This window comes from Rhizobium arsenicireducens (assembly GCF_964021225.1).
The window spans coordinates 2,721,824-2,745,375 of the sequence record NZ_CAXHYK020000001.1 but is presented as its reverse complement, the minus strand read 5'-3'; the positions used below and the strand labels follow the sequence as shown (position 1 = coordinate 2,745,375).

The window sequence follows — 23,552 nt, the reverse complement described above, 5'->3', positions numbered from 1 at the left end:
TTCGGCTTTCCCCACAAGGAACCTTTGCCCCTGCTCGTCGGTTTGACAGTAGGCGCCGACGACGGCGCGACTTGTCAATCACGAGACGATCCATGGATCGATGCGAGGTTCCCATGCCCAAGAAGTCCTACACCTACGATGCCGCCGGCGATATTCGCACGGACGCGGCGCCGCAATTCGTCGGCACGCAACATGGCGGCGACAACGATGGCGTGGCAAGCGCCAAGCCGACTGCCATCACCGGCTCCGACGATGCCACGGTGAACAAGTGGCCGCCGGGCAAGAAAAATCCGCCCAAGGACTGGGACGTCAACTATGACCCGACGGACCGTTCTGCTCCAGAATGATCGGCGGCGGCGATAGCCCGGGCACTCAGGCGCCGATGCGCCTAAGGGCTTCGGCTCGTTCACTTGCTGTTGTCAGTATCGCCCGGATCTCGTCCGCCTTTTCCGCCCCGGAGGCAAAGCCTGCTGAGGGCGTCAGGCCGGGATCTTCGGCGCCGTCCTTCGGCAGCATCTCTTGCTCCAGGTTTCGTATCAGGCCGGAAACGGTCTCCGGTCCGAGCATTGCCGCTGCAAGCAGAGAAACCAGGATCTCCCTGTGGGCGTTAAGTCTGCCTTCAATCTCCTGTCTGGCGATATCTGTCATCTCGCGCTCCTGAGCTTGGACGCCTCATCGTGGGCCAGGCGCCACCAAAAGGGAACAATGACGCGGCGGAAAAGTTCTTACTCTCGCAAAACAAAAGACCTTCTGGAGGTTTCACCGTGACCGAGACAGTTCGGCCGCCGCGCTGGCGACGGCATCCCGATCCCCGTGATCGGCTGATCATTGCGCTGTATGCGCAGCTGGAAGCCGAGCGTCAGACGCGCGAGACGCTGAAATGGGCGATCCGCCATGGTGCGTTGAAGCCCGAAGTGCTTGAAGCGATCGCCGGCGACCCGGTACCCGCAGATTGCGAGGACGTCGTAGACTTGGAAAGAAGTCTGGCGGCGCGTCAGCCCGAGCCCTTTGACAATCCTGCCAAGGAGCTATGGAGATGACAAGACCATGCTGCGGATCTGCGGTGGCCGCGCCACAGACTGCGTGCCTGTGAAGGCAATTGATCGAGATCCAACACCCCAGACCGACCGGTGTTGAAGGTCGGGTGAAGGAGCCGGCAGGACCACCAAGTGAGGCCCACCGATAGTTGCCTGCCAAAGCCCGGCAATCTGCCGGGCTTTGCTGCATCCGGCATCTGCGGATCAGGTCAGGCTGTTGGGTACAGTTGAAGCGAGCCGCTGATAGAGCGCCGCATAGCTTTCGGCGCTGCGATCCCACGAATAGTCGGCGCGCATCGCCTGTAATTGGAGCCGTGACCAGTGACTGCGATGGCGGTAGGCCGCACAGGCACGACGGATCGCATGGCGCAGTCCTTCTGCGGTTACCGGATGAAACTGGAAGCCGGTCGCGACGCGCGCGGAGAGTGCCGCGTCATTGGCATCGATGATTGTCTCGGACAGCCCGCCCGTACGTGAAACCACCGGCACGCAACCGTAGCGCAAAGCATAGAGCTGGGTCAGACCGCAGGGTTCGAATCGGGATGGCTGGATGATGGCGTCCGAACCGCCGTGGATCAGGTGAGCTGTCGGCTCGTCATAGCCTATTGCCACTGCCATCTTCCCGGGATGACGGTCCGCTGTTCGCTGGAGCGCCGCCGCTATCTCATGGTCGCCCTGGCCGTGTACGATCAGTCTTCCGCCTGCATGGAATATCTCGTCCGCCACTTCCGCCAGCAGGTCCATCCCCTTCTGCCAGGTAAGGCGACTGACAGCCGAGAACAGCGGCCCTTCGCCGGGTTCCAGTTGAAAGCGGGCGAGTAGCGCGGGCTTGTTTCGCCTCTTGTACTGGATCGATCGGGTGTCATAGGGCACAGCCAGATGGGGATCGTTGACCGGATTCCAGACGTCTTGATCGATGCCGTTGACGATGCCAAGCAAATGGTCCGATCTTTTTCTCAATACGCCCTGCAGGCCCATGCCGAAGGTCGGCGTCAAGATTTCGCGCGCATAAGTAGGGCTGACGACCGTGATTTGGTCCGCGGTCATCAGCCCGCCCTTCAGATAGCTGATGTCGCCGTAGTATTCCATGCAGTCGAGGCTGTAGGCACCGGGCGGCAGGCCGATGGCGCCGAGTACGTCGGCGGAAAACTGGCCCTGGAACGCCAGGTTGTGGATCGTCAGCACGACGGGCACGTCACAGCCGAGCGAGCGCATGTAGACCGAGGTCAGCGCCGTCTGCCAGTCGTGAGTGTGGACGATATCCGGCTGCCATCCGGGAAGCACGCCGGCCGCGATTTCCGCGGCGGCCAGCGACAGGATGGCAAAGCGCTTCCAGTTGTCCGAATGGTCCGCGCCGTTCGGATCGACATAGGGCCCGCCGTCGCGGTCGTAGAGTTGCGGCGCGTCCAGCACGAGAAGGCTGAGGCCATCGATTTCGAGATGGCGCAGCGTGGCACGCTCGCCAAGCAGGTTGTCGAACTCCATCAGCGGCGGGTGCCGTCGGGCGGGACCCAGCAGCGCAGGATATCCAGGCACGAGGCTGTGCGTGTCGATTCGCAAGGCGGACAGGGCCTTTGGCAGGGCGCCGGTCACATCCGCCAGACCGCCAGTCTTGACCAGAGGATAGATCTCGGAGGCAACGGCGAGAACGCTGAGGCGGGGACGGGCAGGAACGGATGATCGAACGCCCGTAGGCTCGGAGGGGCGGACGCTCTCTCGAGATGCCGGAATGAATTGAGGGGCCGAAGGAAACGGGGTGGCGGGGGTCGGTCCCATCGCGACACTAGTCCTTCCGGCGGCCGCGGGGCGAAGGTGGCCTCACCACAGCTGCCGATTCCGAGGTCGGTATATCGGTCGGCGCTTCCTGCCGTGCCTCCCTGATGCGCCGCTCGGCATTTTCAGTCGTGGCGCTAGCACCTGACTGCAAGGCTTCCCATTCCCGCTGCGCATCCTGCCAATGAATGTCGTGGCGACCATCTGGCCGGCCCTCTTCCTCCCAGAGCGCATAGGCACGTCTGGCTATCCAGGCGGTGTCTTCGTTTGCCATTTCAATCTCCCTTGTCGCCTCTGATCGAACGCGTTTCGAGGCGATCGGTTCCAGTTTGGACCAGCGAAATGACAACAGTTTGAGGAACCCCAAACTTCCTCGGGCGTTGACTGCCGAAACCTGCTCGCATCGCAGGCAATCGACCATGAAAAGGGCGGATAAGCATGGCACGGCGCGTGTTCTGGAAGGGCTATCTGAAGCTGTCGCTCGTGACCTGCCGGGTCTCCATGACGCCGGTCGTGACGGAGAGCGCGAAGCTTCAATTCCACAACATCAATGTCGAGACCGGCAACCGTGTCGCAAGCCGCTATGTCGATGCGGTCACCGGCAAGCCGGTGGACGCGGAAGACCAGATGCGTGGCTACCCACGCGACGAGGACGAATATGTGCTCTTCGAGGATGAAGAACTCGACGAGGTCGCGCTCGAAAGCACCCGCACCATCGACATCGAGCGCTTCGTTCCCGCCTCGTCGATCGAATGGATCTGGTACGATTCCCCCTATTATCTCGCACCTGCCGACAAGGTCAGCGAAGAGGCTTTTTCGGTGATCCGCGAAGCCATGGCGAAGGCAGGGACCGCTGGGATATCCCGCATCGTGCTCTACCGGCGCGAACATGCTGTCCTCTTGCTGCCACGCGACCGCGGCATGCTCGCCTGGACATTGCGCTACGGCGATGAGGTGCGCGCCGGCGAGGAGTTTTTCGGGGACGCGGGGAAGGAAGCACCATCGGCAAAGGCGTTGACGATGATGAAGAAACTGATCGGTGAAAGGCTCGACGACTGGTCGCCCGACCTCGTCCAGGACCCGGTCGAGGATCGGCTGCACGCGCTGATCAAGGCCCGCAAGCAGGTCGCGAAACCCGCCAAGCCAAAAAAGTCGGAGCCGCCCCGCCGCGACAATGTCATCGACATCATGACGGCCCTGCGCAAGAGTCTTGCCTCGGAGAAGAAGCCGGAAGCAGAAGGTTAGGTGCGCTTTCTGCCAGACAATGAAGTCGGCTTCAGTACGGCCTCCGCCCTGCGGAAATCGCCCCAGGGATCCGCACTCAGACCGGATAGCCGGGTGATTGCATTGCCGATGGTGAAATGCGCCGGCCCGATGCCGGGGCCGAGCTCGTCCCAGGAAAGCGGCATCGACACCGGCGCGCCGGCGCGCGCGCGCGGCGAATAAGGGGCGACTGCGGTCGCACCGCGACTGTTGCGCAAGTAATCTATCAGGATCTTGTTCTTGCGCTTAGCCTTGCTGATCGTCGAGACAAAGTCTGCAGGGCTGTCCTTAGCCATGCCGTCGGCCAGTGCCTTCATCGCCGCCTTCACCTGCGGCCATTCGGTTTTCGGCTTGATCGGGGCGACCACATGCAGGCCCTTGCCGCCGGAAGTCTTGACGAAACCGGTGAGCCCAATCGCCTCGAACCGCGCCCGAACTTCAAAGGCAGCGGCGATGACGCGTTCCCAGGAGACGCCGGGGCCGGGATCAAGGTCGATATTGACCATGTCGGGCGTTTCCAGCGTGTCGAGCGTCGCACCCCAGGGATGGATCTCCAGCACGCCGCCCTGTACCAGCCCCAGCAGTCCATCGAGGTCGTTGATGGCGACATTGGGTTCATCGTCGGGTGCTGCAGGATCGGGCGCCAGCAGGATGCCCTTGCGCATGCCGCGCCAGGCATGCTTCTGGAAGAAGCAAGTGCCACTGACGCCTTCCGGACAGCGCAGCAGCGCCAGCGGGCGATTGACGACGAACGGGGCGATTTTCGACCAGACTTCGGTGTAATAATCGGCAAGCCCCGCCTTCGTCACGCCGGCGTCGGGCCAGTAGACCCGGTCGGGATGAGACAGGGTGACGGTCCGTTTCGGTTCAGCCGCAGCAGGCTTCATCTCGCTCTCCCGTACGACATCCTTTGCCGCCTTGTCCTCGCGTAGGCCGCGGAAGGAAGCGTGCCTCAGATGGGCATCGGCCGTCCAGCCGCGGAATTCGATCTCTGCCACGGTTTCGGGTTTGACGAAGACGACGTCCTTCGACTGCGCACTGGTGAGACGGCCAGCAAACGGGCTCGTCTCCTGGCGGAGAGGCTCGAGCCGGCGCATCAGTTGTCGCGCCACCTGTTCCGAAAAGCCGGTGCCGACGCGCCCGATATGGACGAACTTGCCGCCGTCATGGGTTCCCATTACGAGCGAGCCAATCGCGCTCTTGGAGACCGAGGAGGGAACATAGCCGCCGATCACCACTTCCTGGCGGGCCGAGCACTTCGATTTGACCCAGTCGCGCCCGCGGCCCGAGCGATAGGGGGCATTCGCCACCTTGGAGATGATTCCCTCGAGGCTCAGCCGGCAGGCATGCTTCAGCACAAGGTGGCCGCTCTCGTCGAAATGTTCACTATACTTCAGCCGCGCATCCGCGGCTTCCATCAATCGCTTCAGTGCGCCCTTGCGTTCGGAGAGGGCTGCGGCGCGCAGATCGAAGCCGTCGAGAAACAGCAGGTCGAAGGCGTAGAAGACGAAGCGGTCGCCGCGATCCTCACCGAGATCGGCCTGCAGCAACGAAAAATCGCTCGCCCCCGAACCACTCTCCACCACGATCTCACCGTCGATGATCGCTTGACGGGCCGGGAGGGCGAGAACCGCGTCGACGATTTGCGTGCCGAAGCGTGCCGTCCAGTCGAGCCCGGTGCGCGTCAGCAGCCTGACGTTTCTGTTGTCCAGGTGAGCCTGTATGCGATAACCGTCGAGCTTGATCTCATGCAGCCATCGACTGCCCTTCGGCACTGCCTTGACCAGGGTGGCGAGCGCCGGCTCTACGAAGTCCGGTTTTTCATCACGTACCGCGCTCTTGATCTTGTCTGCCGCGATCTCCTGGGCCGGCGGCGGATCCGGTTCGCCTGAGGCCGCGCTCTTGGATGCCGCGTTTTTGGACGCCTTGGCCCCTCCGGGAGAACGCTTGGATTTCGCCGACAACGGATTGTCCCCGATCTCCTCGATCATCCTGCCGGTTTTCACCGACTCCGGCCGGTCTTCGAGGATGTCGGGCTCTTTGTCGCTGCGGGCTGCGTCATCGTCGGCTTTTATGAAGAGCCAGTTTTCGCGACTTTCACCCTCCTTGGCTGCCATTCGCACGAGGTGCCAGCGGCCGGAGAGCTTTTCTCCCTTAAGTTCGAACTCGAGGTGTCCCTTGCGATAGGCCCGCTTCAAGTCGCCGATCGGCGTCCAGGTACCGCGATCCCAGACGATCACGCTGCCCGCGCCGTAGTGGCCCTTGGGGATCGTGCCTTCGAAGTCGCCGTAGTCGAGCGGGTGGTCTTCGACATGCACGGCTAGGCGTTTCTCGCCGGCAATCAGGCTCGGGCCCCGGGTCACTGCCCAGCTCTTCAAGACGCCGTCCATCGCCAGCCGCAAGTCATAGTGCAGCCGACGGGCGGCATGCTTGTGGATAACAAAACTGTTGCCGCCGCGGCGTCCGGCCTTGCCCTTGGGCTCCGGCGTCGCCTTGAAATCCCGCTTTCTCCGATAGAGGTCGAGCGTCATGGATCAGCTGGCCTTTCGTCTGGGCGTGCTCTTGCTCTGTTTTGTCTTGGCAATGGAACTCCGCATCTGTGGCTCTTTCCCCGTGCCTTCGGACTTGACGTTCTTGCTCACGCCGGCGCTCCTGCGCAGCGCCTCCATCAAGTCGGTGACATTCGATGCCTTTCGCTTCGGCAACCTTTTGGGCTTGCGGCCGGCAATCTTCGCTTTGATCAGCTCGATCACGGCCTCCTCGTAGTGATCCTCGAACTCGGCTGGATCGAATTCTCCGGTCTTTGTCTCAATGATGTGGCGCGCAAGATCGAGCATCTCTCCCTCGATCTTGACCGCAGAAATTCCTCCCAGGATCTCTTTTTCCGGGCGAACTTCGTAGTCGAAGTTGAGGGTGGTGGCGATCATCCCGTTTCCGTGCGGGCGGATCAACAGCGATCGTACGCGACGGAACAGCACGGTCTGCACCAGGGCGGCTACGCCCTTCGCCTTCATCGCCTCGCGCACGAGGTCGTAGACCTCAAGTGCCTGGCGGTTTTCGGGAGCAAGGAAGTAGGGACGTTCGAAGAAGACCGTGTCGACCTCGTCGCAGGGAATGAAGCTTTCTATTACGAGTGTTTTGTCGGCCTCCGGCACGAGGTCGCGGATCTCCTCTGGGGTCAGGATGATCGCCTGGCCCTCGCTGGTCTCGTAACCCTTGACCAGGTCTTCATTATCGACGCTGCGGCCCGTGTCGGCGTCGACATATTCCCGGCGCACGCGATGGCCGGTATCGCGGTTGATTATGTGGAACGAGACGCGTTCCTGCGCGGTGACAGCCGAATAGAGCGCCACCGGGCAGGCGAGTTCACCAACGACAAGATTGCCTCTCCAGATTGCCCGCGCTGCCAAAGCCCATCTCCTTCATCTGCGAGAGAACGGACAAGGCATTTCTTTGTTCCGGTCATCGGCCGCTTCCCGCGCATTGCGCCTGCGGTTATCCGACCCGTCGCCAGCAAGAATGGTTGTCGTACCCAGACGAGCAGAGCTTGCCCTTTTTCTGTTGTCTTTCGGGCGCCTTTGCGCGCGATTGAAGATTTATTAACCTTCAAGCAAGACATTAACCATAAAGATTGATGCATACGTCGGAGTGGGATCTGCTGAAGGCAGGTTACCGTCGGGCATGACGCCGTCCCGCCGTACCGGTTTCGATCCGGTATGAGGTATTCATTGAAGTGGTTCCGGGAAGAACCTTCGGTGGATGCGGATAGGTTTTGAGCTCGCCTTTGACAGGCTCCGAATCCGCAATCCCGTCGAGATACCTGGGGAAATTCAACGGGTCGCCTTCCGTAAGGGAGCGGCTGGGTGCGGGGATTGGCAGTGGGGCAGGTTTCGCCGGCAGATCGGACGGCAAATGCACAGGCGGGAAGCCTGCGTGACCGGCTGCGCTTTGCCGGCCTCGGTGAGGCCGATTGCGATCTGCTGCGCCAGTATCGTCATCTTCTCGAGCCAAACCTCAAGACCGGGCTTCGCGACTTCTTTCAGCGGCTGCAGACCTTCCCCGATGCCGCGCGTAACTTTTCCAGCGAGCGCCAGTTCGAGCGCCTTCACGACCTGCTCGCCTCCCATTGGGATGTGCTGACGGACGCCCGCTTCGATGCCCTCTATGCCGAACGCGTCAAGGTCCTTTCCGATGCCGAAAGCCGCATGGGGCTCGATCCCCGCTGGCACATTGCCGGCCACTCCGTCGTCATGGAACACCTGCTTCAGGCGGTGATGGGCGATCTGGCCGGCCGTGGACTGCTGCCGGGCAACCGCAAGCGCCAGCGCGAAATCGGCGAACTCGTCGGCGCGCTCGTCCGGCTTGTCATGGTCGATGTCGAAATCGCCGTATCGTTGCGCTTCAACGAATTGCGGGTGAAGCACCACCGCGACCTCGCCGCGCAGCGGGATCGCGACCGGCTGGAAGTGGTGGATATCTTTGGCCCGGTGTTCCGTTCGCTTGCCGAGCGTGACCTCACCGCCCGCATTTCGGACGATGTACCCGAGCACTATGTCGATCTGGCCGAGACGCTCAACGGCGCGCTCGAGCAGATGCAAACGGCCCTCATTCTCTCCGAGGAAAGGGTGAAGATCGCCGAGACAGGGACACGAGCATTCGTGGTCGCGGCAAACGACTATGCCGCCAGGGCGGAGAACCAGTCGGTGCGTCTCGGCGAAGCGACCGGTTCGCTCGAAGCCGTGACGGCGGGGGTCCGCGACAGCGCGTCGAAAACGCGGCTGGCGGAGGAACAGGTCTCGGTGACGCAGAAAGCGGTCGAGGCGAGCGGCACGGTCGCCGGAAAGGCGATCACCGCCATGTCCGACATCGAGGCCTCGGCCGAACAGATCGGCCGGATCATCGGTGCGATCGACGAGATTGCCTTCCAGACCAATCTCCTGGCGCTCAATGCCGGCATCGAGGCGGCGCGTGCCGGCGACAGTGGTCGCGGATTTGCGGTCGTCGCCCAAGAAGTTCGTGCCTTGGCCCAGCGCTCAGCCGACGCCGCGCGCGAGATCAAGACGCTGGTGGCCACCACCAAGTCGCAGGTCGACACCGGCGTGGACATAGTCGCGCGCACCCAGAAGGCGATCGGCGACATTGTCAACCAGGTCGGCGGCATCAGCGAGACGGTGTCCGACATCGCACGCGCTACGGACGGTCAGGCCGGCGAACTCGCCTCCATCTCGGGCCTTATCTTGGGCCTTGGTGGCGAGATTGCCGAAAGTGCCGAATTCGCGCGCCGCTCAAGCAACGGATCGGATGACCTCCACACGGTGATCCTGGAGCTCGGGCGCACGGTCAGGGAATTCCATTTCGAGCGTCAGGCGCGTGGATCGCCGCCGGCGAGCCCCGAGCGTCGGATTGAGCCGGCCGCACAGCATCAGATAAAGCCCTCCGTCACCGCCATGCCACCGGAGTCGGGGGAGGCGGATTTCGAGGACGGTTTTGGATTTTCGGTCCGGATTGCAGGCCTTGGAGGTTGAGGGGATTGTTTACCAACTTGAGATACACAGGACGTAGCGGGGCGGGCAATGCGACCTTCGGGAAGACGGATCAAGTTTCCGTCGTTCGGAAGGAACGGTCGGATTGCGGCGGGCCCTCCAGACAAGGAAAGAACTGATGGCAGCAAAGAAGGGCGAACAGAAGAGCTTGAAACTGTCCGCTGTGCTCGACCTGAACGAGGCCTCCAACCTAAAGGCCAACCTCATGTCCCTGCGCGGCGGCGCGGTAGCGATCGATGCCTCGGGTGTCGAGCGCGTCGGCGCGCAATGCGCGCAGATCCTGGTAGCCGGGGCCAGGGCATGGGAAGCGGACAAGAAGCCGTTCACCTATGTCAAAGCTTCCGATGCCTTCCTCAAGACACTTCAATTGATAGGCGTGAACGTAGATCATCTGCTCGCCAAGGAGATCAGGCAATGAAGAAAAAAGTGCTTACCGTGGATGATTCCAGGACAATCCGGAACATGCTGCTGGTCACCCTCAACAATGCGGGCTTCGAGACCATCCAGGCCGAGGACGGTGTCGAGGGCCTGGAAGTCCTCGAGGAATGCAATCCGGACGTTATCGTCACCGACATCAACATGCCGCGCCTCGACGGTTTCGGCTTCATCGAAGGTGTCCGGCGCAACGAAAAGTACCGCGCAGTGCCGATCCTCGTCCTGACCACGGAGAGCGACGCGGAGAAGAAGAACCGCGCCCGCCAGGCCGGCGCGACCGGCTGGATTGTCAAGCCTTTCGATCCGACCAAACTGATCGATGCCATCGAGCGTGTAACCGCCTAAGCCGGGATTTTCTCCTATGGATATGAACGAAATCAAAGAGATCTTCTTCCAGGAATGCGAGGAGCAACTCGCCGAGCTGGAATCCGGTCTTCTGAAAATGAATGACGGAGATCGCGATCCGGAGACTGTCAACGCCGTGTTCCGGGCCGTGCACTCGATCAAGGGCGGCGCGGGTGCCTTCGGTCTCGACGACCTGGTGGCCTTCGCGCACGTCTTCGAAACGACTCTCGATTGCGTTCGGTCCAACAAGCTCGAGCCCGGCCTGGAAGTCATGAAGGTCATGCTCAAGTCGGCTGACATTCTTGCCGATCTCGTGAGCGCCTCGCGCGATGGCGGCAGCGTCGATCCGTCCCGCTCGAGCGGCCTCGTGAAGGAGCTCGAGGCGCTGGCCAATGGCGAGCTGCCGCAGGCCGGCACCGCCGCGCCTGCTTCGGCGCCGAAGCCGACGGCCGCTGCTGCAGCTGCGCCCGCACCGAGCGACGACAGCGGTTTCCAGCCGATCCCGTTCTCCTTCGACGACGACTTCGGCGGCGAGGCGACGACCGTTCCTCCGACCTTTGACGTTTCCTTCAAGCCGCGGCGCGAACTCTACGCCAAGGGCAACGAAGCCGCTCTCCTGCTGCGCGACCTGTCGCGCATCGGCGAGATGAGCATCCACTGCGACATGGATAGCCTGCCGTCGCTCGACGATATTGATCCGGAAGGCGCCTATTTCTCGTGGAAGGTCCAGATCGCCACCGAAAAGGGTGAGGAGGGCATCCACTCGGTCTTCGAATTCGCCGAGTGGGATTGCGACCTGGAGATCAAGCTGCATGAAGAAACCGTGGCAGCGCCGGCCGGCGAAGAGCCGCCGATGGTCCCGGTTCCCTTCGATCTGTCGATCCTCGACGGCCCAGGCGACGATGCCGTTGCAGAGGCCGTAGAAGCGGCCGAGACCGCCAGCAATGTGGTGAAGCTCGCCGCCGGTGCTGCCAAGCACGAGAAGAAGGAAACGCCTGCAGCCGCTGCTGCTGCCGCAGCCGCCGCCCAGAATAATGCCGCCGCTGGCCAAACGATCCGCGTTGACCTCGATCGCGTCGACCGGCTGATCAACCTCGTCGGCGAGCTCGTCATCAACCAGGCGATGCTGTCGCAGAGCGTCATCGAGAACGACAACAACGGCACCTCGTCGATCAACATGGGCCTCGAGGAACTGCAGCAACTGACGCGCGAGATCCAGGACTCGGTCATGGCGATCCGCGCGCAGCCAGTGAAGCCGGTCTTCCAGCGCATGTCGCGTATCGTTCGTGAAGTGGCCGACATGGTCGGCAAGTCGATCCGCCTGGTCACCGAAGGTGAAAACACCGAAGTCGACAAGACGGTCATCGACAAGCTTGCGGAACCGCTCACCCACATGATCCGCAATGCCGTCGACCACGGCATTGAAAGCCCCGAAAAGCGCACTGCCGCCGGCAAGGACCCGGAAGGCACGATCAAACTGACGGCGAAGCATCGCTCCGGCCGTATCGTCATCGAACTGGTCGACGACGGTGCCGGCATCAACCGCGAGCGCGTGAAGCAGAAGGCCATCGACAACGAACTGATCGCGGCCGATGCAAACCTGACAGACGAAGAAATCGACAACCTGATCTTCGCGCCTGGTTTCTCGACCGCCGACAAGATTTCCGACATCTCGGGTCGCGGCGTTGGCATGGACGTGGTCAAGCGATCGATCCAGGCGCTCGGTGGTCGTATTTCGATCACGTCCCGCCCCGGGCTTGGCTCGACTTTCACCATGAGCCTGCCGCTGACGCTCGCTGTCCTCGACGGCATGGTGGTTACGGTTGCCGGCCAAACACTCGTTGTGCCGCTCACCGCGATCGTCGAGACGCTGCAGCCGGAATCCGCGAACATCCATTCCTTCGGCGCCAACCAGCGTCTCATTTCGATCCGCAACAGCTTCTGCCCGCTGGTTGACGTCGGACGCATCCTCAACTTCCGCAACACCCAGGCCAATCCGATGGAAGGCGTCGCCCTTCTGGTCGAATCCGAAGGCGGCGGCCAGCGCGCCTTGATGGTGGATGCCATTCAGGGCCAGCGTCAGGTCGTTATTAAGAGTCTTGAGGCAAACTACACCCACGTGCCCGGCATCGCTGCGGCGACGATCCTGGGCGACGGGCGCGTCGCGCTCATCCTCGACGTCGACGCGGTCGTCTCTGCCTCGCGCGGTCAGTCGCTCAAGCAGGAAATCTCGTTAGCTGCAGCAGGTTAGTATCATGTCGTATGCGGTGAAAAACTTGATCGAAGGAGGGCGCGAGCTCATCGCCTTTCGTATCGGCGATCAGGAGTTTTGCGTGAACATCATGTCGGTCCGCGAGATCCGTGGCTGGACTCCCGCGACTCCTCTGCCGCATTCGCCCCCCTACGTCATTGGCGTCATCAACCTGCGCGGCGCCGTGCTACCGATCGTCAACCTTTCGATCCGGCTCGGCATGAAGCCGGTCGAACCGCAGACCCGCCATGTGATCATCGTCGCGCAGGTCGGCGCGAAGGTGGTGGGCCTGCTGGTTGAGGCCGTATCCGACATACTGACGGTCAGCGATGAAAACATACAGCCGACGCCGGAGGTAACCTCCGACCTCGAGAAGCAATATGCCCGCGGCATTCTCGCGATCGACAAGCGGATGATTTGTCTCATCGAGCTTGGTGCTCTGTTCCCTGACGCCGAAAGCGAGGCCGCATGACGGTTGCCCTCAAGACATCTTCCCGCCAATCGGATGACGAAGTCCTGGCCAGCGGCGAATACCCGCTGACGCGCCGAGATCTCAACGAAATCGCGGCGATGATCTATTCGGATGCAGGGATTTCGCTCAACGAATCCAAGGCTTCGCTGGTCTATTCCCGGCTGTCGAAACATATCCGCAATCTCGGCCTGTCGGGATTCCGCGCCTATTGCAGCCTGGTCGCCTCGCCTGAGGGGGCCCAGGAGCGGCGCGAGATGCTGTCGCACCTGACCACCAACTTTACCCGGTTCTTCCGCGAGAATCACCATTTCGACCACCTAAAGTCGGATGTACTGCCTGGGCTCCTCAATCGGGCCAGGAGCGGCGGCCGCGTGCGCATCTGGTCGGCCGCCTGTTCCGACGGCCAGGAACCCTATTCGATCGCGCTCACCGTCCTGTCGCTGATGCCCAACATTGCCGACTATGACTTCAAGATCCTCGCGACCGACATCGATCCGAAGATCCTCTCCCTCGCCAGGGCGGGCTGCTACGACGAGACGGCACTGGAGACCGTGAGCCCCGCCATGCGCAAGCAGTGGTTCAAGGAAGTCGACGTCAATGGTCGCCGCAAGTTCCAGGTCGATGATCGCGTCAAGAAGCTGATCACTTTCAACGAACTGAATCTGATGTCGCAATGGCCCTTCAAGGGCAATTTTGACGTCATCTTCTGTCGAAACGTCGTGATCTATTTCGACGAGCCGACGCAGCAGCGCATCTGGACCCGTTTTGCCGGACTGCTGCCGGAAGGCGGCCATCTCTACATCGGCCATTCCGAGCGCGTTTCGGGCGATGCGAAAAACCATTTCGACAATATCGGTATCACGACATACCGCTATACCGGCAAGTTCGCAGGAGCGCGCGCATGAGCAGCCCCGCCCGCGTCCTCGTCGTCGATGACAGCCCGACCATGCGCGGCCTGATTACGGCTGTGCTTAATTCGGACCCGGAAGTCACCGTCGTCGGCCAGGCCGGGGATGCGATGGAAGCGCGTGCCGCAATCAAGCAGCTCAATCCCGATGTCGTGACGCTCGACATCGAGATGCCGAACATGAACGGGCTCGAATTTCTCGACAAGATCATGAAGCTGAGGCCCATGCCGGTGATCATGGTCTCGACCATGACCCATCGTGGCGCGGAAGCGACCCTTGCCGCGCTGGAGATCGGCGCCTTCGATTGCGTTGGCAAGCCGGTTCCGGGGGATGCACGGCCGTTCGGAGATCTCGCGGAGAAGGTCAAGGCCGCAGCGCGGTCGCAGCATCGCTATAGCGCCGCAGCACCGTCCGCTTCCGCGGCGCCGATCCCGGCGAACGATTTTCGCGTCGGCCGCAAGATCGTCGCCATCGGTTCGTCCACCGGCGGCGTCGAGGCGTTGATCACGGTCCTGCAGAAGTTTCCACGCAATTGCCCGCCGACGGTCATCACCCAACACATGCCGCCGACGTTTACCAAAAGTTTTGCGGAACGCCTTAATCGTCTCTGCGCCCCGGTCGTCGAGGAAGCGACCGACGGAGCCAGACTTGAGATTGGCAAGATTTATCTCGCCCCGGGCGGTGACCGCCATCTGCAGGTGGTTAACGCCTCCGCGCCGAGCTGCCGGCTGGTCGAACGACCGCCGGTGAACGGGCATCGTCCGTCTGTGGACGTGCTGTTCGATTCGGTTGCGGAACTGGCGGGTCGGAATGCTGTGGGGGTCATCCTGACTGGCATGGGCCGCGACGGGGCTTCCGGACTGCTGAAGATGCGCCACGCCGGTGCGCGCACGATCGGTCAGAACGAGAAGACCTGCGTAGTCTATGGGATGCCCCGCGTCGCCCATGAATTAGGCGCCGTCGAACTGCAATTGCCGCTTGGTTCCATCGGCGAGGAAATTCTCAAACTCACTGCTGCCCGAAAAGAAGGTATCGAATAAATGTCTCTAGCCGAAAAAATAAAAGTTCTGATCGTCGATGATCAGGTGACGAGCCGTCTGCTGTTGAGTGACGCCTTGACGCAGCTCGGCTTCAAGCAGATCACCGCCGCCGGCGATGGCGAGCAGGGGATGAGGATCATGGAGCAACAGCCCCATCATCTGGTCATCTCCGACTTCAACATGCCGAAGATGGACGGCCTGGTCTTCCTGCAGCATGTTCGCACCAACCCGAACACCAAAAAGGCAGCCTTCATCATCTTGACCGCCCAAGGGGACCGCGCGTTGGTGCAGAAGGCAGCCCAGCTCGGTGCGAACAATGTTCTCGCCAAGCCTTTCACTATCGAGAAGATGAAGGCCGCCATCGAGGCGGTATTCGGAGCGCTGAAATGACAGACGACAGTGCAGCTAGGCGCGTGCATATCATCCAGGGGGAGTACAAGGTCGTCAACGATCCTAACGTTTTCTTGTCCACCATCCTGGGTTCGTGCGTAGCTGCCTGTTTGCGGGATCCGATTGCAGGTGTTGGCGGGATGAACCATTTCCTGCTGCCCGGCGCGGCCAACGCGGGATCCGGAGGCGGGGATGCTACCCGCTACGGGGTCCATCTGATGGAACTCCTGATCAACGGGCTGCTGAAGAAGGGCGCTCGCCGCGATCGGCTGGAGGCCAAGGTATTCGGCGGCGCCAAGACGATTGCCACGTTCTCCAACGTCGGCGAACAGAATGCCGCTTTTGCGATGAAGTTTCTACGCGACGAAGGCATCAAGGTGGTGGGCTCTTCGACAGGCGGAGAGCATGGCCGCAAACTGGAATTCTGGCCGGTCAGCGGCCGGGCAAGGCAGTATCCGCTGACGGGAGCGGAAACCCAAAAGACAGTGGCGCTGGAACAGCGTCCCGTTCCGGTTACGAAGCCCGTCGAGAGCTCAATCGAATTTTTTTAAGGTATTGGAATCCGGATGCCATACGAAAACAAAGCGGAGACGGCCATCGTGGAAGAGGCGCTACCGGAAATCATGATGCGCATCGTGTCGGAACTGCACGATGTCGCCTATCTGATCGAGCGCATCGAGCCGCAACTGCTGGAAGCTCGGGGGCTCCGACGTGCTGGAGCATCCAGAAAGCGTCAAGGTGCTGCAGGGTATGGACCTCGCTGTCCAGAAGACCCGTGGCCTGGCCGAATTCATCGATACGATCACCGGGTCGATTCCGTCTGAATGGATGGTCGACATGAGCACGGCACTCAGTCTGGTGAAGCTCGCCGAGATGCAGAAGGCGCTGGGAGCCGGCCTGCGCCACGGCCATTCCCAGCCGCTCAGCAAGGCGGCCGGCGATTTCGACTTCTTTTAAGCGGGCGCGCCAGCGCTCCGCGAAGGATCTTTGAAGGTTCGGGACGATTTGCCGCGCTGAAGCCGGCATTTCCCCCGCCACGAAACGTTCGCACAAGTTTCGATTCCTAATGTCGCGCCAGGGGCAAAAGCCCCGAGACCCTTCTTGTTGACGGTGCGAGACAGAATGAATCTGTTAAATCAATTACTTCAAGTCTCTAAGAACTTGGCGTCGCTGGGGCAGGCCCGGCTCCTGGCAATGGCAGGTGTCGGCGTAGTTTCTTTCGCTCTCATCATCGCTGCGGCGATTTTCGTCAACAAGCCGGCTTACGAGACGCTCTACGTCGGTCTCGAAACCACGGATATCAATCAGGTCAGCATTGCCCTTGCCGAGGCTGGCATCGATTTCGAGCTCGGGACCGATGGCAAGAGCCTGAGGGTCCCCGTCGGCATGACCAGTAAGGCACGTCTGCTTCTCGCCGAACGCGGGCTGCCCAACAGCGCCAATGCCGGCTACGAATTGTTCGACAATGTCGGTTCTCTTGGCCTCACCTCCTTCATGCAGGAGGTCACCCGGGTGCGCGCCCTCGAGGGGGAAGTAGCCCGCACCATCCAGCAGATCAGCGGCATTGCCGCGGCACGCGTTCACATCGTCATGCCCGACGTGGGCAATTTCCGCCGCGGCGAGCAGAGACCGACGGCCTCCATCATGGTTCGCGCCTCGACCGAGACCGGTCGCAAGTCGGCCGCATCGATCCGCCACCTGGTTGCTTCTTCCGTCCCCGGCCTCGACGTCGAGGACGTAACGATCCTCGATTCGACCGGCCAGCTTCTCGCCTCGGGCGACGAGAGCGGCGGCGCTGCTAACCGCTCGCTCGGCGTGGTGCAGTCGGTGCAGCAGGAGATCGAATCCAATATCGACAAGGCGCTAGCGCCCTTCCTTGGCATGGATAACTTCCGCTCGTCGGTCACGGCTCAGCTGAACACCGATACGCAGCAGATCCAGGAAACCATCTACGATCCCGAATCGCGCGTCGAGCGCTCGGTGCGCGTCACCAAGGAAAACCAGAAGTCGCAAAGCAAGCAGTCCGACAATGCCGCGACTGTCGAACAGAATATTCCGCAGGGCGACGTCGCGGGCGCGACGGCCGGGCCTCAGTCCTCCGACGAGCAGGACAAGAAGGAAGAGCAGACCAACTACGAGATCAACAGCAAGACGGTCGCGACTGTAAAGAACAGCTTCACCGTCGAAAGGATCTCCGTGGCCGTCGTCGTCAACAAGGGCCGCATCGCGACCATGGTCGGCGAACCGGCCGACCAGGCCAAGATCGACGCCTATCTCGCAGAAATGCAGAAGATCGTCACCTCAGCGGCCGGTCTCGATACCAATCGTGGTGACTTGGTGACTCTGACCGCCATGGACTTTCTCGAGAACCAGCTGCTCCAGGAATCCGCATCCGGCCCTGGCATGATGGAGACCCTGAACCGCAATCTGGGTGGCATCATCAACTCGCTGGCCTTTGTCGCGGTCGCCTTCCTGATCATCTGGATGGGCATCCGTCCGATGGTTCGCGCCGCGGGCGGCGGGACCGCCGCGATTGCTGGTGGTTCCGAAGAGGAAGCAGGGCTCGAGCTGCCGGATTTCTCGCCGGCTCTGGCCGGGCCGGCAGGCGGAGCACTTATGGATGGCTTCGGCGCAGACTTCGGCTTCGACAGCACCGACGATCTCTTGTCGATGGACGACGATGCTGCCGGCGGCTTCAACCGTCGCGTCAGGGAGGGCCCGGAGCGCCGCCTGTCTCGCATGGTGGAACTCTCGGAAGAGCGCGCAGCCAAGATCCTCCGCAAGTGGGCCATCGACAAGGCAGCCTGAGGCAACCAGAAATCATCAAGACCGCGTCGGTGACCCCCGGCGCGGTTTTTCTTTGCGTGGAAAAGCATCCCGTCCGGGCGGACGGATCTCGCGCGACGGATCGGTGTGGCGGCTCCGCCATGAATGCGCCAAATTCTGCAAGTTGGGGACGCATTGATTCGAGATTGTGATCTTTGGCTCTTTATCTTCTAGAATGGCTATGATTCGTTAGCTGACAAGAACGAACGAAGCGGCATTCGGGGGCAGAAATCCGGGTGTTTGGCGCGAACCATCGCGATCGAAACGTTTCGTCCTTGAGGGGGCAACAGAATGAATGCGGAGCTAGCCGACGATACGGCCGGGAGCGGAAAGGCGTCGGCATCGCCGATCGACGCCGCGCCGCGGCTGTCGTCACGGGATCAACTGATCCGTAGGCTGGCGGTCGCTTCGCAGGCCGGTTACATGAGCGCGAGCCTTGCTGTGCTGAGCGACTATGTCGGGGCCTCCTATTATCTCCTCGCACGCTACGATCTGGTTCAGGAGCACGGACTCGATTTCGTCGTGTCGTCCAACTGGTCCTTCGACCTGGTTCGCAGGCTGGAGAGCGAAATCGCCGCGACCTATTCGCGCTCGACCGAGCTTGAAAAATGCCTCTCGGTGCTGCAGCCGAAGTTCGGCCTGCTCCCCGACGACGCGGACGTTCCGCCGGGCATCAGCCGGCAGTATTGTTCGCTGACAGTATGTGTCGGCCGCACCCGACTGGCCCTGATGTTGTTGTTCGAGGAAGATTTTGTCCTATCCCCCGAGCTGTTGCGCGAAGTCGGGGTGCTCGCCGGCTATTGCGTCAGCCTGTCGACGCGCAAGGCGCAGAAGAGCGATCGCGACTTTGAACTGACCGAACGCGAGACTCGAATGCCTGTTCTGGATCGCCGAGGGCAAGACCAGCGACGAAATCGCCACTATCCTCGGCATCTCGCGCAACACCATCAACAACTACATCACCAGCGTCATGCGCAAGACGGCGACCAAGACGCGTTCCGAGGCGATCGCCTACGCGGTCCGCAACAATCTCGTCTAGCAAAAAGGGAAGGGCAGGCATGATCTATCCGGAGGGGCCGTTCGAAACCGTAAGGGAGGATCTGAAGGTATCGACCTCCCGCCAGGTGACGTCCCGCTCGGACATCTTCCCCAAACTGATTTCGCTGCAGCGTGCGCTTCATGCGCGTGGTTTCGCCGTGCTGCGGATGACAGGGGCCGGCATGCTCTCGAAGCGCCGCCTGGTGGCGGAATACGAGAACTGGCCAGCGGCGCACGGAATGGGCAGTGAGCCCTTCATCGCCGCCTATGCCGAGACATTGCTCAGCCACATCGAGACGTCGGTCCTGCCGGTGTTGTGGAGCGCCGAGCAGAGCGACAGCTTTGCCGAGGCTTCGGATTTCGTGCCGTTCGTCGTCCAACTGGAGCCGCGCGTGCTGGCCTATTCGGGAATTGCGTTCCCGGTGCGGCTCGGTGCCGTCGGCAATGGTTATATGATGTTTCCGACAACCGGGGCGGTCGACATTCCCGGCGAGGTGATTCTCGACGTGCATGGGCGATGCTGCAAGATCATGACGGAAATTGTGCAACTCGACGAGCGCCGGGCGATGCCGTCGGAAGCCTTGAGCGAGCGCGAGATCGCCTGCCTGCAACTGGCGGGCGACGGGCGCACCAGCGATGAGATTGCCGGACACCTCAAGCTCTCGGCACACACCGTCAATGCCTATCTCGGATCGGCGACGATCAAGCTCGATTCGGTCAACCGAATCCAGGCGATCGCCAAGGCGATCCGCCTCGGCTACATCACCTGAGCAAAGCCGCCTGGTTCAGGAGTAAAGCTGATCGCTTCGCGACTTGACGAAGCGGGCTTCACGCAACCTGCTCTCCAGCAAGCGGGTGTTCTCATCCGGATCACCAGACGGTTGCTGGAAGGCGATATGATTGATCTCGAGGCCGGCATGTTCGCTGGCAAGCGAGAGTTGCGCATAGATCGTCACATCCTTGGGCTTGATCTCCAGGTCGAGAACGACCTCCGGGACACTGCCCCATTCGAGCCGGTATTCGCCTCCGGCACCGAAATTGACCGTGCCTGGATGGAAATAGAGCTCGGCCGCCGAGGAGACGAGATCGGCGATATTCCCGTAGAGCTCGAAGCGCAATAGGGAAATCAGGTCCGCCGCGTCGAGCAACCGCAATTCGGTGGCAACGGGGCTGATCGCCTCGGCCACGATGCGTTCACGCTGAGTTGTGTAGGGGCATTTTTTCATCGCAGTTAGCGCACCCGTCTCTTCTGCGCCTTCGCGGCGTAAACCCGATGGACGAGTTCCGCGATGGCTTTGTAAAATATCGACGGTATGACACTATCGACCGAGACTTGCGCAAACATGGAGCGGGCAAGCGGCGGATCCTCAAAAATGGGGATATCGTTCTCGCGAGCGATCTCGCGAATCTTCAGAGCAACCAGATCCTGGCCCTTGGCGATCACCACCGGCGCCTCGTTTTCTTCCCTGACATAGCGCAGCGCGACCGCATAGTGAGTGGGGTTGGTGATGACAAGCGTGGCGCGGGGCACGTTGCTGATCATGCGCCGGCGGGCGCGGTCGCGCGCGATCGAACGCTGGCGCGCTTTAATGATCGGGTCGCCCTGTGCCTGCTTGTGTTCGTCCTTGATCTCCTGCTTGGTCATGCGCAACTGGGTGTACCAGTGATGCCGGGTCCAGAAGAAGTCGACGACTGCCAGCACAAAGGTGGCCAGCAGGATGACGATCATGATCTTCTTCGTGATCGCTGCGAACTTGACGAAGATCACCTGCGGATCCGAGAACATTGCGTCGAGCGTGGCGAAATACTCCGACTTCAGGGCAAACACCATGATGGTCGAGACGATGACGATCTTGAACAGTGACTTGCCGAATTCGACGAGGCCGTTGGCGCTGAATAACCGCGTCCACCCCTTGGAAAGCGAGATCCGAGAGGCCTGCGGCCTGATTCGCTCAAGTACGAAACTCGGCACGTGCTGCAGCAGGTTCGATCCCACCCCGAACAGCATGATGAGCGCGAAAGCTGGAAAAAGGAGGGCGGCAGCTTCCCAGGCAAGATGGCTGAACAGTGAGACGACGTCGGTCGCCGAATCGATTCGCCACTGGTCAGGCTGCTCGAACAGGTCGCGCAGCGTTTCGGCGATTCGCGACACGCCTGAGGGCAGGAAGAAGACGAAGTACAGGTAGAAGGCGAGCGCCCCAGCGAAGATGGGCACCTCGCGCGAGATCGGGGTGTTACCCTTCTCTACCGCGTCCTGCATCTTTTTTTCGGTGGGGTCTTCTGTTTTGCTGTCTTTGTCCTGATCGTCGGACACGGCTTTTTCCTTGTTTGCCAGAAACGCGGACAAGGGGCGGATGCCATCGTCCGTCCGTGGCCTGGTCCGGCCAAGTCAATACGGTCACAGTCTTGGCCGGCATATCGGGTTGTCGGGCAATTCCGCCGATCTTTGCTGGACGCTAAACGCCCGCCGATTGGCATTCAATCGGCGGGCGCAGCAAGCGTCTAGTTATCAACAGTCAGTCTGGCTTCAGGCTGCCTGCTGGTCGCCCTCGGTTTCCTTGAGCTGGATCTGACCTGCATTGGCGAGACGTATCGCTTCCTGCGCGACGGCACGCCGGGCAATCGCGATCTCGCGCGGATTTATGCCCGCAGTTCCGGTCTGGAGGTCGGATTCGATCATGCGGCGCGCGCGCGGGCTGATCGCCGAGAGCACGCATTCCTTGATTTCCGCCGAGGCACCGCGCAGCGCCATCGTGAGGATGTCGCCGGAGATGTCGTTGAGCAGAAGGACGCGGCTGCGCTGCGGCATGGCCAGCAGGTCTTCGAACAGGAAGATCTTCGGACGAACCTTGTTGACGGATTCCTTGCTGATCGATTCCAGCGAGCTGAGCAAGGTATCCACATCTGGCTTGTCCAGTTCGTTCATCAGTTCGGCCACCTTCGACGAACCCATCGAGTTCCGGTCGGCATCGATCTCAGCGATCAGCTGGTGAACGCGGTTCTCAATGATCTGCGCCGCCTTGGGGCTGACGTTCTTCAGGTTGACGGTGCGGTTCATGATGTCGGCGCGCCGGCTTTCCGGCAGCTTCAACAGCACCTTGGCGCCGAAGGAGGACGGAAGCATGGACAGGATATAGGCGACCGTCTGGGGATGCTCGCGCATCAGGAATTTGGCGATGAAGTCCGGGTCTGCGTCCTGCAAGCGATCCCAGATCGAGGATTCATATGCCTGGAAGGCGGTACGGCGACCGAGCAGGCCGTCAACCTCTTCCGGGGTGAGGCCTTCTTCGAGAATGCTCTCTATCGCCTTGGCATTGTCCATGAGGCCCGTTCCTTCGGTGAACAGATCCTCAAACTCGTTCACGAGTTCCTGCAGTTCGTCCGGCGGAATGGTGCGCAGCGTCTGGGCCGAGGCAATGATCGTCTGCAATTCCGCCTGTGTGAAGTATTTCAGCAGCTTTCCCGCCACGCCCTTGCCCATGGCCAGCAGCACAGCCGCGGCCTTGTCGGCCTGGGACAGCGGTTTTGCCGTCATGGAGCCGCCGAAATCGTCAAAGTCCATCATGGTCTTTCCTCTCTGGCCCTGGAACCGGGTCAGGACATCTTGGTACCCATTACTTCAATCAGCTTGACGCCGAAGCGCGTGTCATCATTCTCGAGTACGGTGATCTCGCCCCGCGCGATGCGGCGACCGTTCACCATGATCTCCACGGGCTCGCCGATCTTCTTGTCGAGAGCGATGATGGCTCCCTCCTCGAGATTCATCAGACCGGAGACCTGCATACGGCTCGACCCGAGGACGATTTGCACCTCGATCGGAATGTCCATGATGAGGTCGAGGTTGGCGTTGAGTGCGCTGCCTGGTTCGGACGGCGCGCTCGGTGCTGCACCGAAGGATGTATCGCCAAACGAAGTGTCCCCGAGGGAGCCGCCCCCGAAAGCGTCGCTGCCGCCAAAATCCGTCGACGGACTGTCGAGCGCGCCTCCGCCGAAATCGCTTTCGAACGCCGAAAGCGGGTCGGACTTGTCGTCGCCCATGGCGAAGTCGTCACCAATCCCGCCGCCGAAATCGGAACCGATATCGGGCAACGTGCCTTGAGCATCATTCTTCAGAACGCCTCGCAGGTCGTCGATCGCCTGGTCGAAATCGGTATCGCTGCCCGGCATTGCCAGGGCGTCGTCCTCGATAATGGGTGTCTTCTTCGTAGCCATGGATTGATTATTCCCGTTG

At 61.3% G+C, this 23,552-nt stretch carries 23 protein-coding genes and 2 pseudogenes; 16 read left to right on the top strand and 9 right to left on the bottom strand.

The annotated features are described in order from the left end of the window. Positions 1–113 precede the first annotated feature (113 nt). Complete coding sequence (locus tag ACWPVA_RS13690; protein ID WP_454288214.1) at positions 114–347, top strand: hypothetical protein; 234 nt, start codon at positions 114–116, stop codon at positions 345–347. A gap of 25 nt (positions 348–372) precedes the next feature. Here the strand turns inward: ACWPVA_RS13690 and ACWPVA_RS13685 are convergent, their stop codons facing one another. Next, on the bottom strand, positions 373–648 hold the full coding sequence (locus tag ACWPVA_RS13685; RefSeq protein WP_454288213.1) for a hypothetical protein: 276 nt from the start codon (positions 646–648) through the stop codon (positions 373–375). A gap of 116 nt (positions 649–764) precedes the next feature. Between ACWPVA_RS13685 and ACWPVA_RS13680 the strand changes: the two genes are divergently transcribed. Further along, positions 765–1,040 carry a hypothetical protein gene (locus tag ACWPVA_RS13680; RefSeq protein WP_454288212.1) on the top strand — a complete coding sequence of 92 codons (276 nt, stop codon included), beginning with the start codon at positions 765–767 and terminating at the stop codon, positions 1,038–1,040. Positions 1,041–1,241: 201 nt separating this feature from the next. Here the strand turns inward: ACWPVA_RS13680 and glgA are convergent, their stop codons facing one another. After that, on the bottom strand, positions 1,242–2,813 hold the full coding sequence (gene glgA, locus ACWPVA_RS13675; RefSeq protein ID WP_454288211.1) for a glycogen synthase GlgA: 1,572 nt from the start codon (positions 2,811–2,813) through the stop codon (positions 1,242–1,244). A gap of 7 nt (positions 2,814–2,820) precedes the next feature. Then, a complete protein-coding gene (locus ACWPVA_RS13670; protein ID WP_454288210.1) occupies positions 2,821–3,084 on the bottom strand; it encodes a DUF2934 domain-containing protein in 264 nt (87 codons plus the stop codon). A 164-nt stretch (positions 3,085–3,248) separates the two neighbouring features. On the opposite strand from ACWPVA_RS13670, the gene ku (ACWPVA_RS13665) reads away from it, so the two are divergent. Next, complete coding sequence (gene ku, locus ACWPVA_RS13665; protein ID WP_454288209.1) at positions 3,249–4,055, top strand: non-homologous end joining protein Ku; 807 nt, start codon at positions 3,249–3,251, stop codon at positions 4,053–4,055. Here ku (ACWPVA_RS13665) and ligD read toward each other — a convergent pair. Together ligD and ku (ACWPVA_RS13655) are read right to left on the bottom strand one after the other, a co-directional pair. Then, a complete protein-coding gene (ligD, locus tag ACWPVA_RS13660) occupies positions 4,052–6,604 on the bottom strand; it encodes a DNA ligase D (protein WP_454288208.1) in 2,553 nt (850 codons plus the stop codon). The genes ku (ACWPVA_RS13665) and ligD overlap by 4 nt on opposite strands. 3 nt (positions 6,605–6,607) lie before the next feature. Further along, positions 6,608–7,483 carry a non-homologous end joining protein Ku gene (ku, locus tag ACWPVA_RS13655; protein WP_454288207.1) on the bottom strand — a complete coding sequence of 292 codons (876 nt, stop codon included), beginning with the start codon at positions 7,481–7,483 and terminating at the stop codon, positions 6,608–6,610. Positions 7,484–7,936: 453 nt separating this feature from the next. Here ku (ACWPVA_RS13655) and ACWPVA_RS13650 point away from each other — a divergent pair, with 453 nt between their 5' ends. The 13 genes and pseudogenes from ACWPVA_RS13650 to visR all read left to right on the top strand — a co-directional run bounded on the left by ACWPVA_RS13650 (position 7,937) and on the right by visR (position 20,091). After that, complete coding sequence (locus ACWPVA_RS13650) at positions 7,937–9,598, top strand: globin-coupled sensor protein (RefSeq protein ID WP_454288206.1); 1,662 nt, start codon at positions 7,937–7,939, stop codon at positions 9,596–9,598. 136 nt (positions 9,599–9,734) lie between these two features. Further along, positions 9,735–10,034, top strand: coding sequence for an STAS domain-containing protein (locus ACWPVA_RS13645; RefSeq protein ID WP_454288205.1), 300 nt, complete (start codon positions 9,735–9,737; stop codon positions 10,032–10,034). Beyond that, positions 10,031–10,396, top strand: a complete 366-nt coding sequence (gene cheY1, locus ACWPVA_RS13640) for a chemotaxis response regulator CheY1 (RefSeq protein ID WP_006726298.1) — start codon at positions 10,031–10,033, stop codon at positions 10,394–10,396. Before ACWPVA_RS13645 ends, cheY1 begins: the two co-directional genes overlap by 4 nt. A 16-nt stretch (positions 10,397–10,412) precedes the next feature. Then, entirely contained in the window at positions 10,413–12,647 is a 2,235-nt protein-coding gene (locus ACWPVA_RS13635; RefSeq protein ID WP_454288204.1) for a chemotaxis protein CheA, read from the top strand. Between the two features lie 4 nt (positions 12,648–12,651). Beyond that, complete coding sequence (locus tag ACWPVA_RS13630) at positions 12,652–13,119, top strand: chemotaxis protein CheW (protein WP_454288203.1); 468 nt, start codon at positions 12,652–12,654, stop codon at positions 13,117–13,119. Further along, entirely contained in the window at positions 13,116–14,024 is a 909-nt protein-coding gene (cheR, locus tag ACWPVA_RS13625) for a protein-glutamate O-methyltransferase CheR (protein WP_454288202.1), read from the top strand. Before ACWPVA_RS13630 ends, cheR begins: the two co-directional genes overlap by 4 nt. Next, on the top strand, positions 14,021–15,067 hold the full coding sequence (gene cheB / locus ACWPVA_RS13620) for a protein-glutamate O-methylesterase CheB (protein WP_454288201.1): 1,047 nt from the start codon (positions 14,021–14,023) through the stop codon (positions 15,065–15,067). Before cheR ends, cheB begins: the two co-directional genes overlap by 4 nt. Continuing rightward, complete coding sequence (locus ACWPVA_RS13615) at positions 15,068–15,457, top strand: response regulator (RefSeq protein ID WP_454288200.1); 390 nt, start codon at positions 15,068–15,070, stop codon at positions 15,455–15,457. Next, the gene (gene cheD / locus ACWPVA_RS13610) at positions 15,454–16,008 is read left to right on the top strand and encodes a chemoreceptor glutamine deamidase CheD (RefSeq protein WP_454288199.1); all 555 of its coding nucleotides are present in this window, start codon (positions 15,454–15,456) and stop codon (positions 16,006–16,008) included. The genes ACWPVA_RS13615 and cheD overlap by 4 nt, the downstream gene beginning before the upstream one ends. A gap of 15 nt (positions 16,009–16,023) precedes the next feature. Continuing rightward, a pseudogene (gene cheT, locus ACWPVA_RS13605) lies at positions 16,024–16,414 on the top strand (chemotaxis protein CheT). 165 nt (positions 16,415–16,579) lie between these two features. Continuing rightward, complete coding sequence (fliF, locus tag ACWPVA_RS13600) at positions 16,580–18,265, top strand: flagellar basal-body MS-ring/collar protein FliF (protein WP_454288198.1); 1,686 nt, start codon at positions 16,580–16,582, stop codon at positions 18,263–18,265. 309 nt (positions 18,266–18,574) lie between these two features. Continuing rightward, positions 18,575–19,322 (top strand): annotated as a pseudogene (visN, locus tag ACWPVA_RS13595) (transcriptional regulator VisN). 19 nt (positions 19,323–19,341) lie between these two features. Further along, a complete protein-coding gene (gene visR, locus ACWPVA_RS13590) occupies positions 19,342–20,091 on the top strand; it encodes a transcriptional regulator VisR (protein ID WP_454288197.1) in 750 nt (249 codons plus the stop codon). Positions 20,092–20,106: 15 nt separating this feature from the next. Here visR and ACWPVA_RS13585 read toward each other — a convergent pair whose 3' ends face one another. The 4 genes from ACWPVA_RS13585 to fliN all read right to left on the bottom strand — a co-directional run bounded on the left by ACWPVA_RS13585 (position 20,107) and on the right by fliN (position 23,533). Then, positions 20,107–20,547 carry a hypothetical protein gene (locus ACWPVA_RS13585; RefSeq protein ID WP_454288196.1) on the bottom strand — a complete coding sequence of 147 codons (441 nt, stop codon included), beginning with the start codon at positions 20,545–20,547 and terminating at the stop codon, positions 20,107–20,109. Positions 20,548–20,552: 5 nt separating this feature from the next. Beyond that, the gene (flhB, locus tag ACWPVA_RS13580) at positions 20,553–21,635 is read right to left on the bottom strand and encodes a flagellar biosynthesis protein FlhB (RefSeq protein ID WP_454288195.1); all 1,083 of its coding nucleotides are present in this window, start codon (positions 21,633–21,635) and stop codon (positions 20,553–20,555) included. Between the two features lie 213 nt (positions 21,636–21,848). Further along, a complete protein-coding gene (gene fliG, locus ACWPVA_RS13575; protein ID WP_454288194.1) occupies positions 21,849–22,886 on the bottom strand; it encodes a flagellar motor switch protein FliG in 1,038 nt (345 codons plus the stop codon). A gap of 29 nt (positions 22,887–22,915) precedes the next feature. After that, positions 22,916–23,533 (bottom strand): flagellar motor switch protein FliN, encoded by a 618-nt coding sequence (gene fliN / locus ACWPVA_RS13570; RefSeq protein ID WP_454288193.1) that lies wholly within the window; start codon positions 23,531–23,533, stop codon positions 22,916–22,918. Positions 23,534–23,552 lie beyond the last annotated feature (19 nt).

Bases quoted from the DNA above. Each gene is read 5' to 3' on its own strand.
- ACWPVA_RS13690 (WP_454288214.1), top strand. From the start codon at position 114: ATGCCCAAGAAGTCCTACACCTACGATGCCGCCGGCGATATTCGCACG.
- ACWPVA_RS13685 (WP_454288213.1), bottom strand. From the start codon at position 648: ATGACAGATATCGCCAGACAGGAGATTGAAGGCAGACTTAACGCCCAC.
- glgA (WP_454288211.1), bottom strand. From the start codon at position 2,813: ATGGGACCGACCCCCGCCACCCCGTTTCCTTCGGCCCCTCAATTCATT.
- ACWPVA_RS13670 (WP_454288210.1), bottom strand. From the start codon at position 3,084: ATGGCAAACGAAGACACCGCCTGGATAGCCAGACGTGCCTATGCGCTC.
- ku (WP_454288209.1), top strand. From the start codon at position 3,249: ATGGCACGGCGCGTGTTCTGGAAGGGCTATCTGAAGCTGTCGCTCGTG.
- ligD (WP_454288208.1), bottom strand. From the start codon at position 6,604: ATGACGCTCGACCTCTATCGGAGAAAGCGGGATTTCAAGGCGACGCCG.
- ACWPVA_RS13645 (WP_454288205.1), top strand. From the start codon at position 9,735: ATGGCAGCAAAGAAGGGCGAACAGAAGAGCTTGAAACTGTCCGCTGTG.
- cheY1 (WP_006726298.1), top strand. From the start codon at position 10,031: ATGAAGAAAAAAGTGCTTACCGTGGATGATTCCAGGACAATCCGGAAC.
- ACWPVA_RS13635 (WP_454288204.1), top strand. From the start codon at position 10,413: ATGGATATGAACGAAATCAAAGAGATCTTCTTCCAGGAATGCGAGGAG.
- ACWPVA_RS13630 (WP_454288203.1), top strand. From the start codon at position 12,652: ATGTCGTATGCGGTGAAAAACTTGATCGAAGGAGGGCGCGAGCTCATC.
- cheR (WP_454288202.1), top strand. From the start codon at position 13,116: ATGACGGTTGCCCTCAAGACATCTTCCCGCCAATCGGATGACGAAGTC.
- cheB (WP_454288201.1), top strand. From the start codon at position 14,021: ATGAGCAGCCCCGCCCGCGTCCTCGTCGTCGATGACAGCCCGACCATG.
- ACWPVA_RS13615 (WP_454288200.1), top strand. From the start codon at position 15,068: ATGTCTCTAGCCGAAAAAATAAAAGTTCTGATCGTCGATGATCAGGTG.
- cheD (WP_454288199.1), top strand. From the start codon at position 15,454: ATGACAGACGACAGTGCAGCTAGGCGCGTGCATATCATCCAGGGGGAG.
- fliF (WP_454288198.1), top strand. From the start codon at position 16,580: ATGAATCTGTTAAATCAATTACTTCAAGTCTCTAAGAACTTGGCGTCG.
- visR (WP_454288197.1), top strand. From the start codon at position 19,342: ATGATCTATCCGGAGGGGCCGTTCGAAACCGTAAGGGAGGATCTGAAG.
- ACWPVA_RS13585 (WP_454288196.1), bottom strand. From the start codon at position 20,547: ATGAAAAAATGCCCCTACACAACTCAGCGTGAACGCATCGTGGCCGAG.
- fliG (WP_454288194.1), bottom strand. From the start codon at position 22,886: ATGATGGACTTTGACGATTTCGGCGGCTCCATGACGGCAAAACCGCTG.
- fliN (WP_454288193.1), bottom strand. From the start codon at position 23,533: ATGGCTACGAAGAAGACACCCATTATCGAGGACGACGCCCTGGCAATG.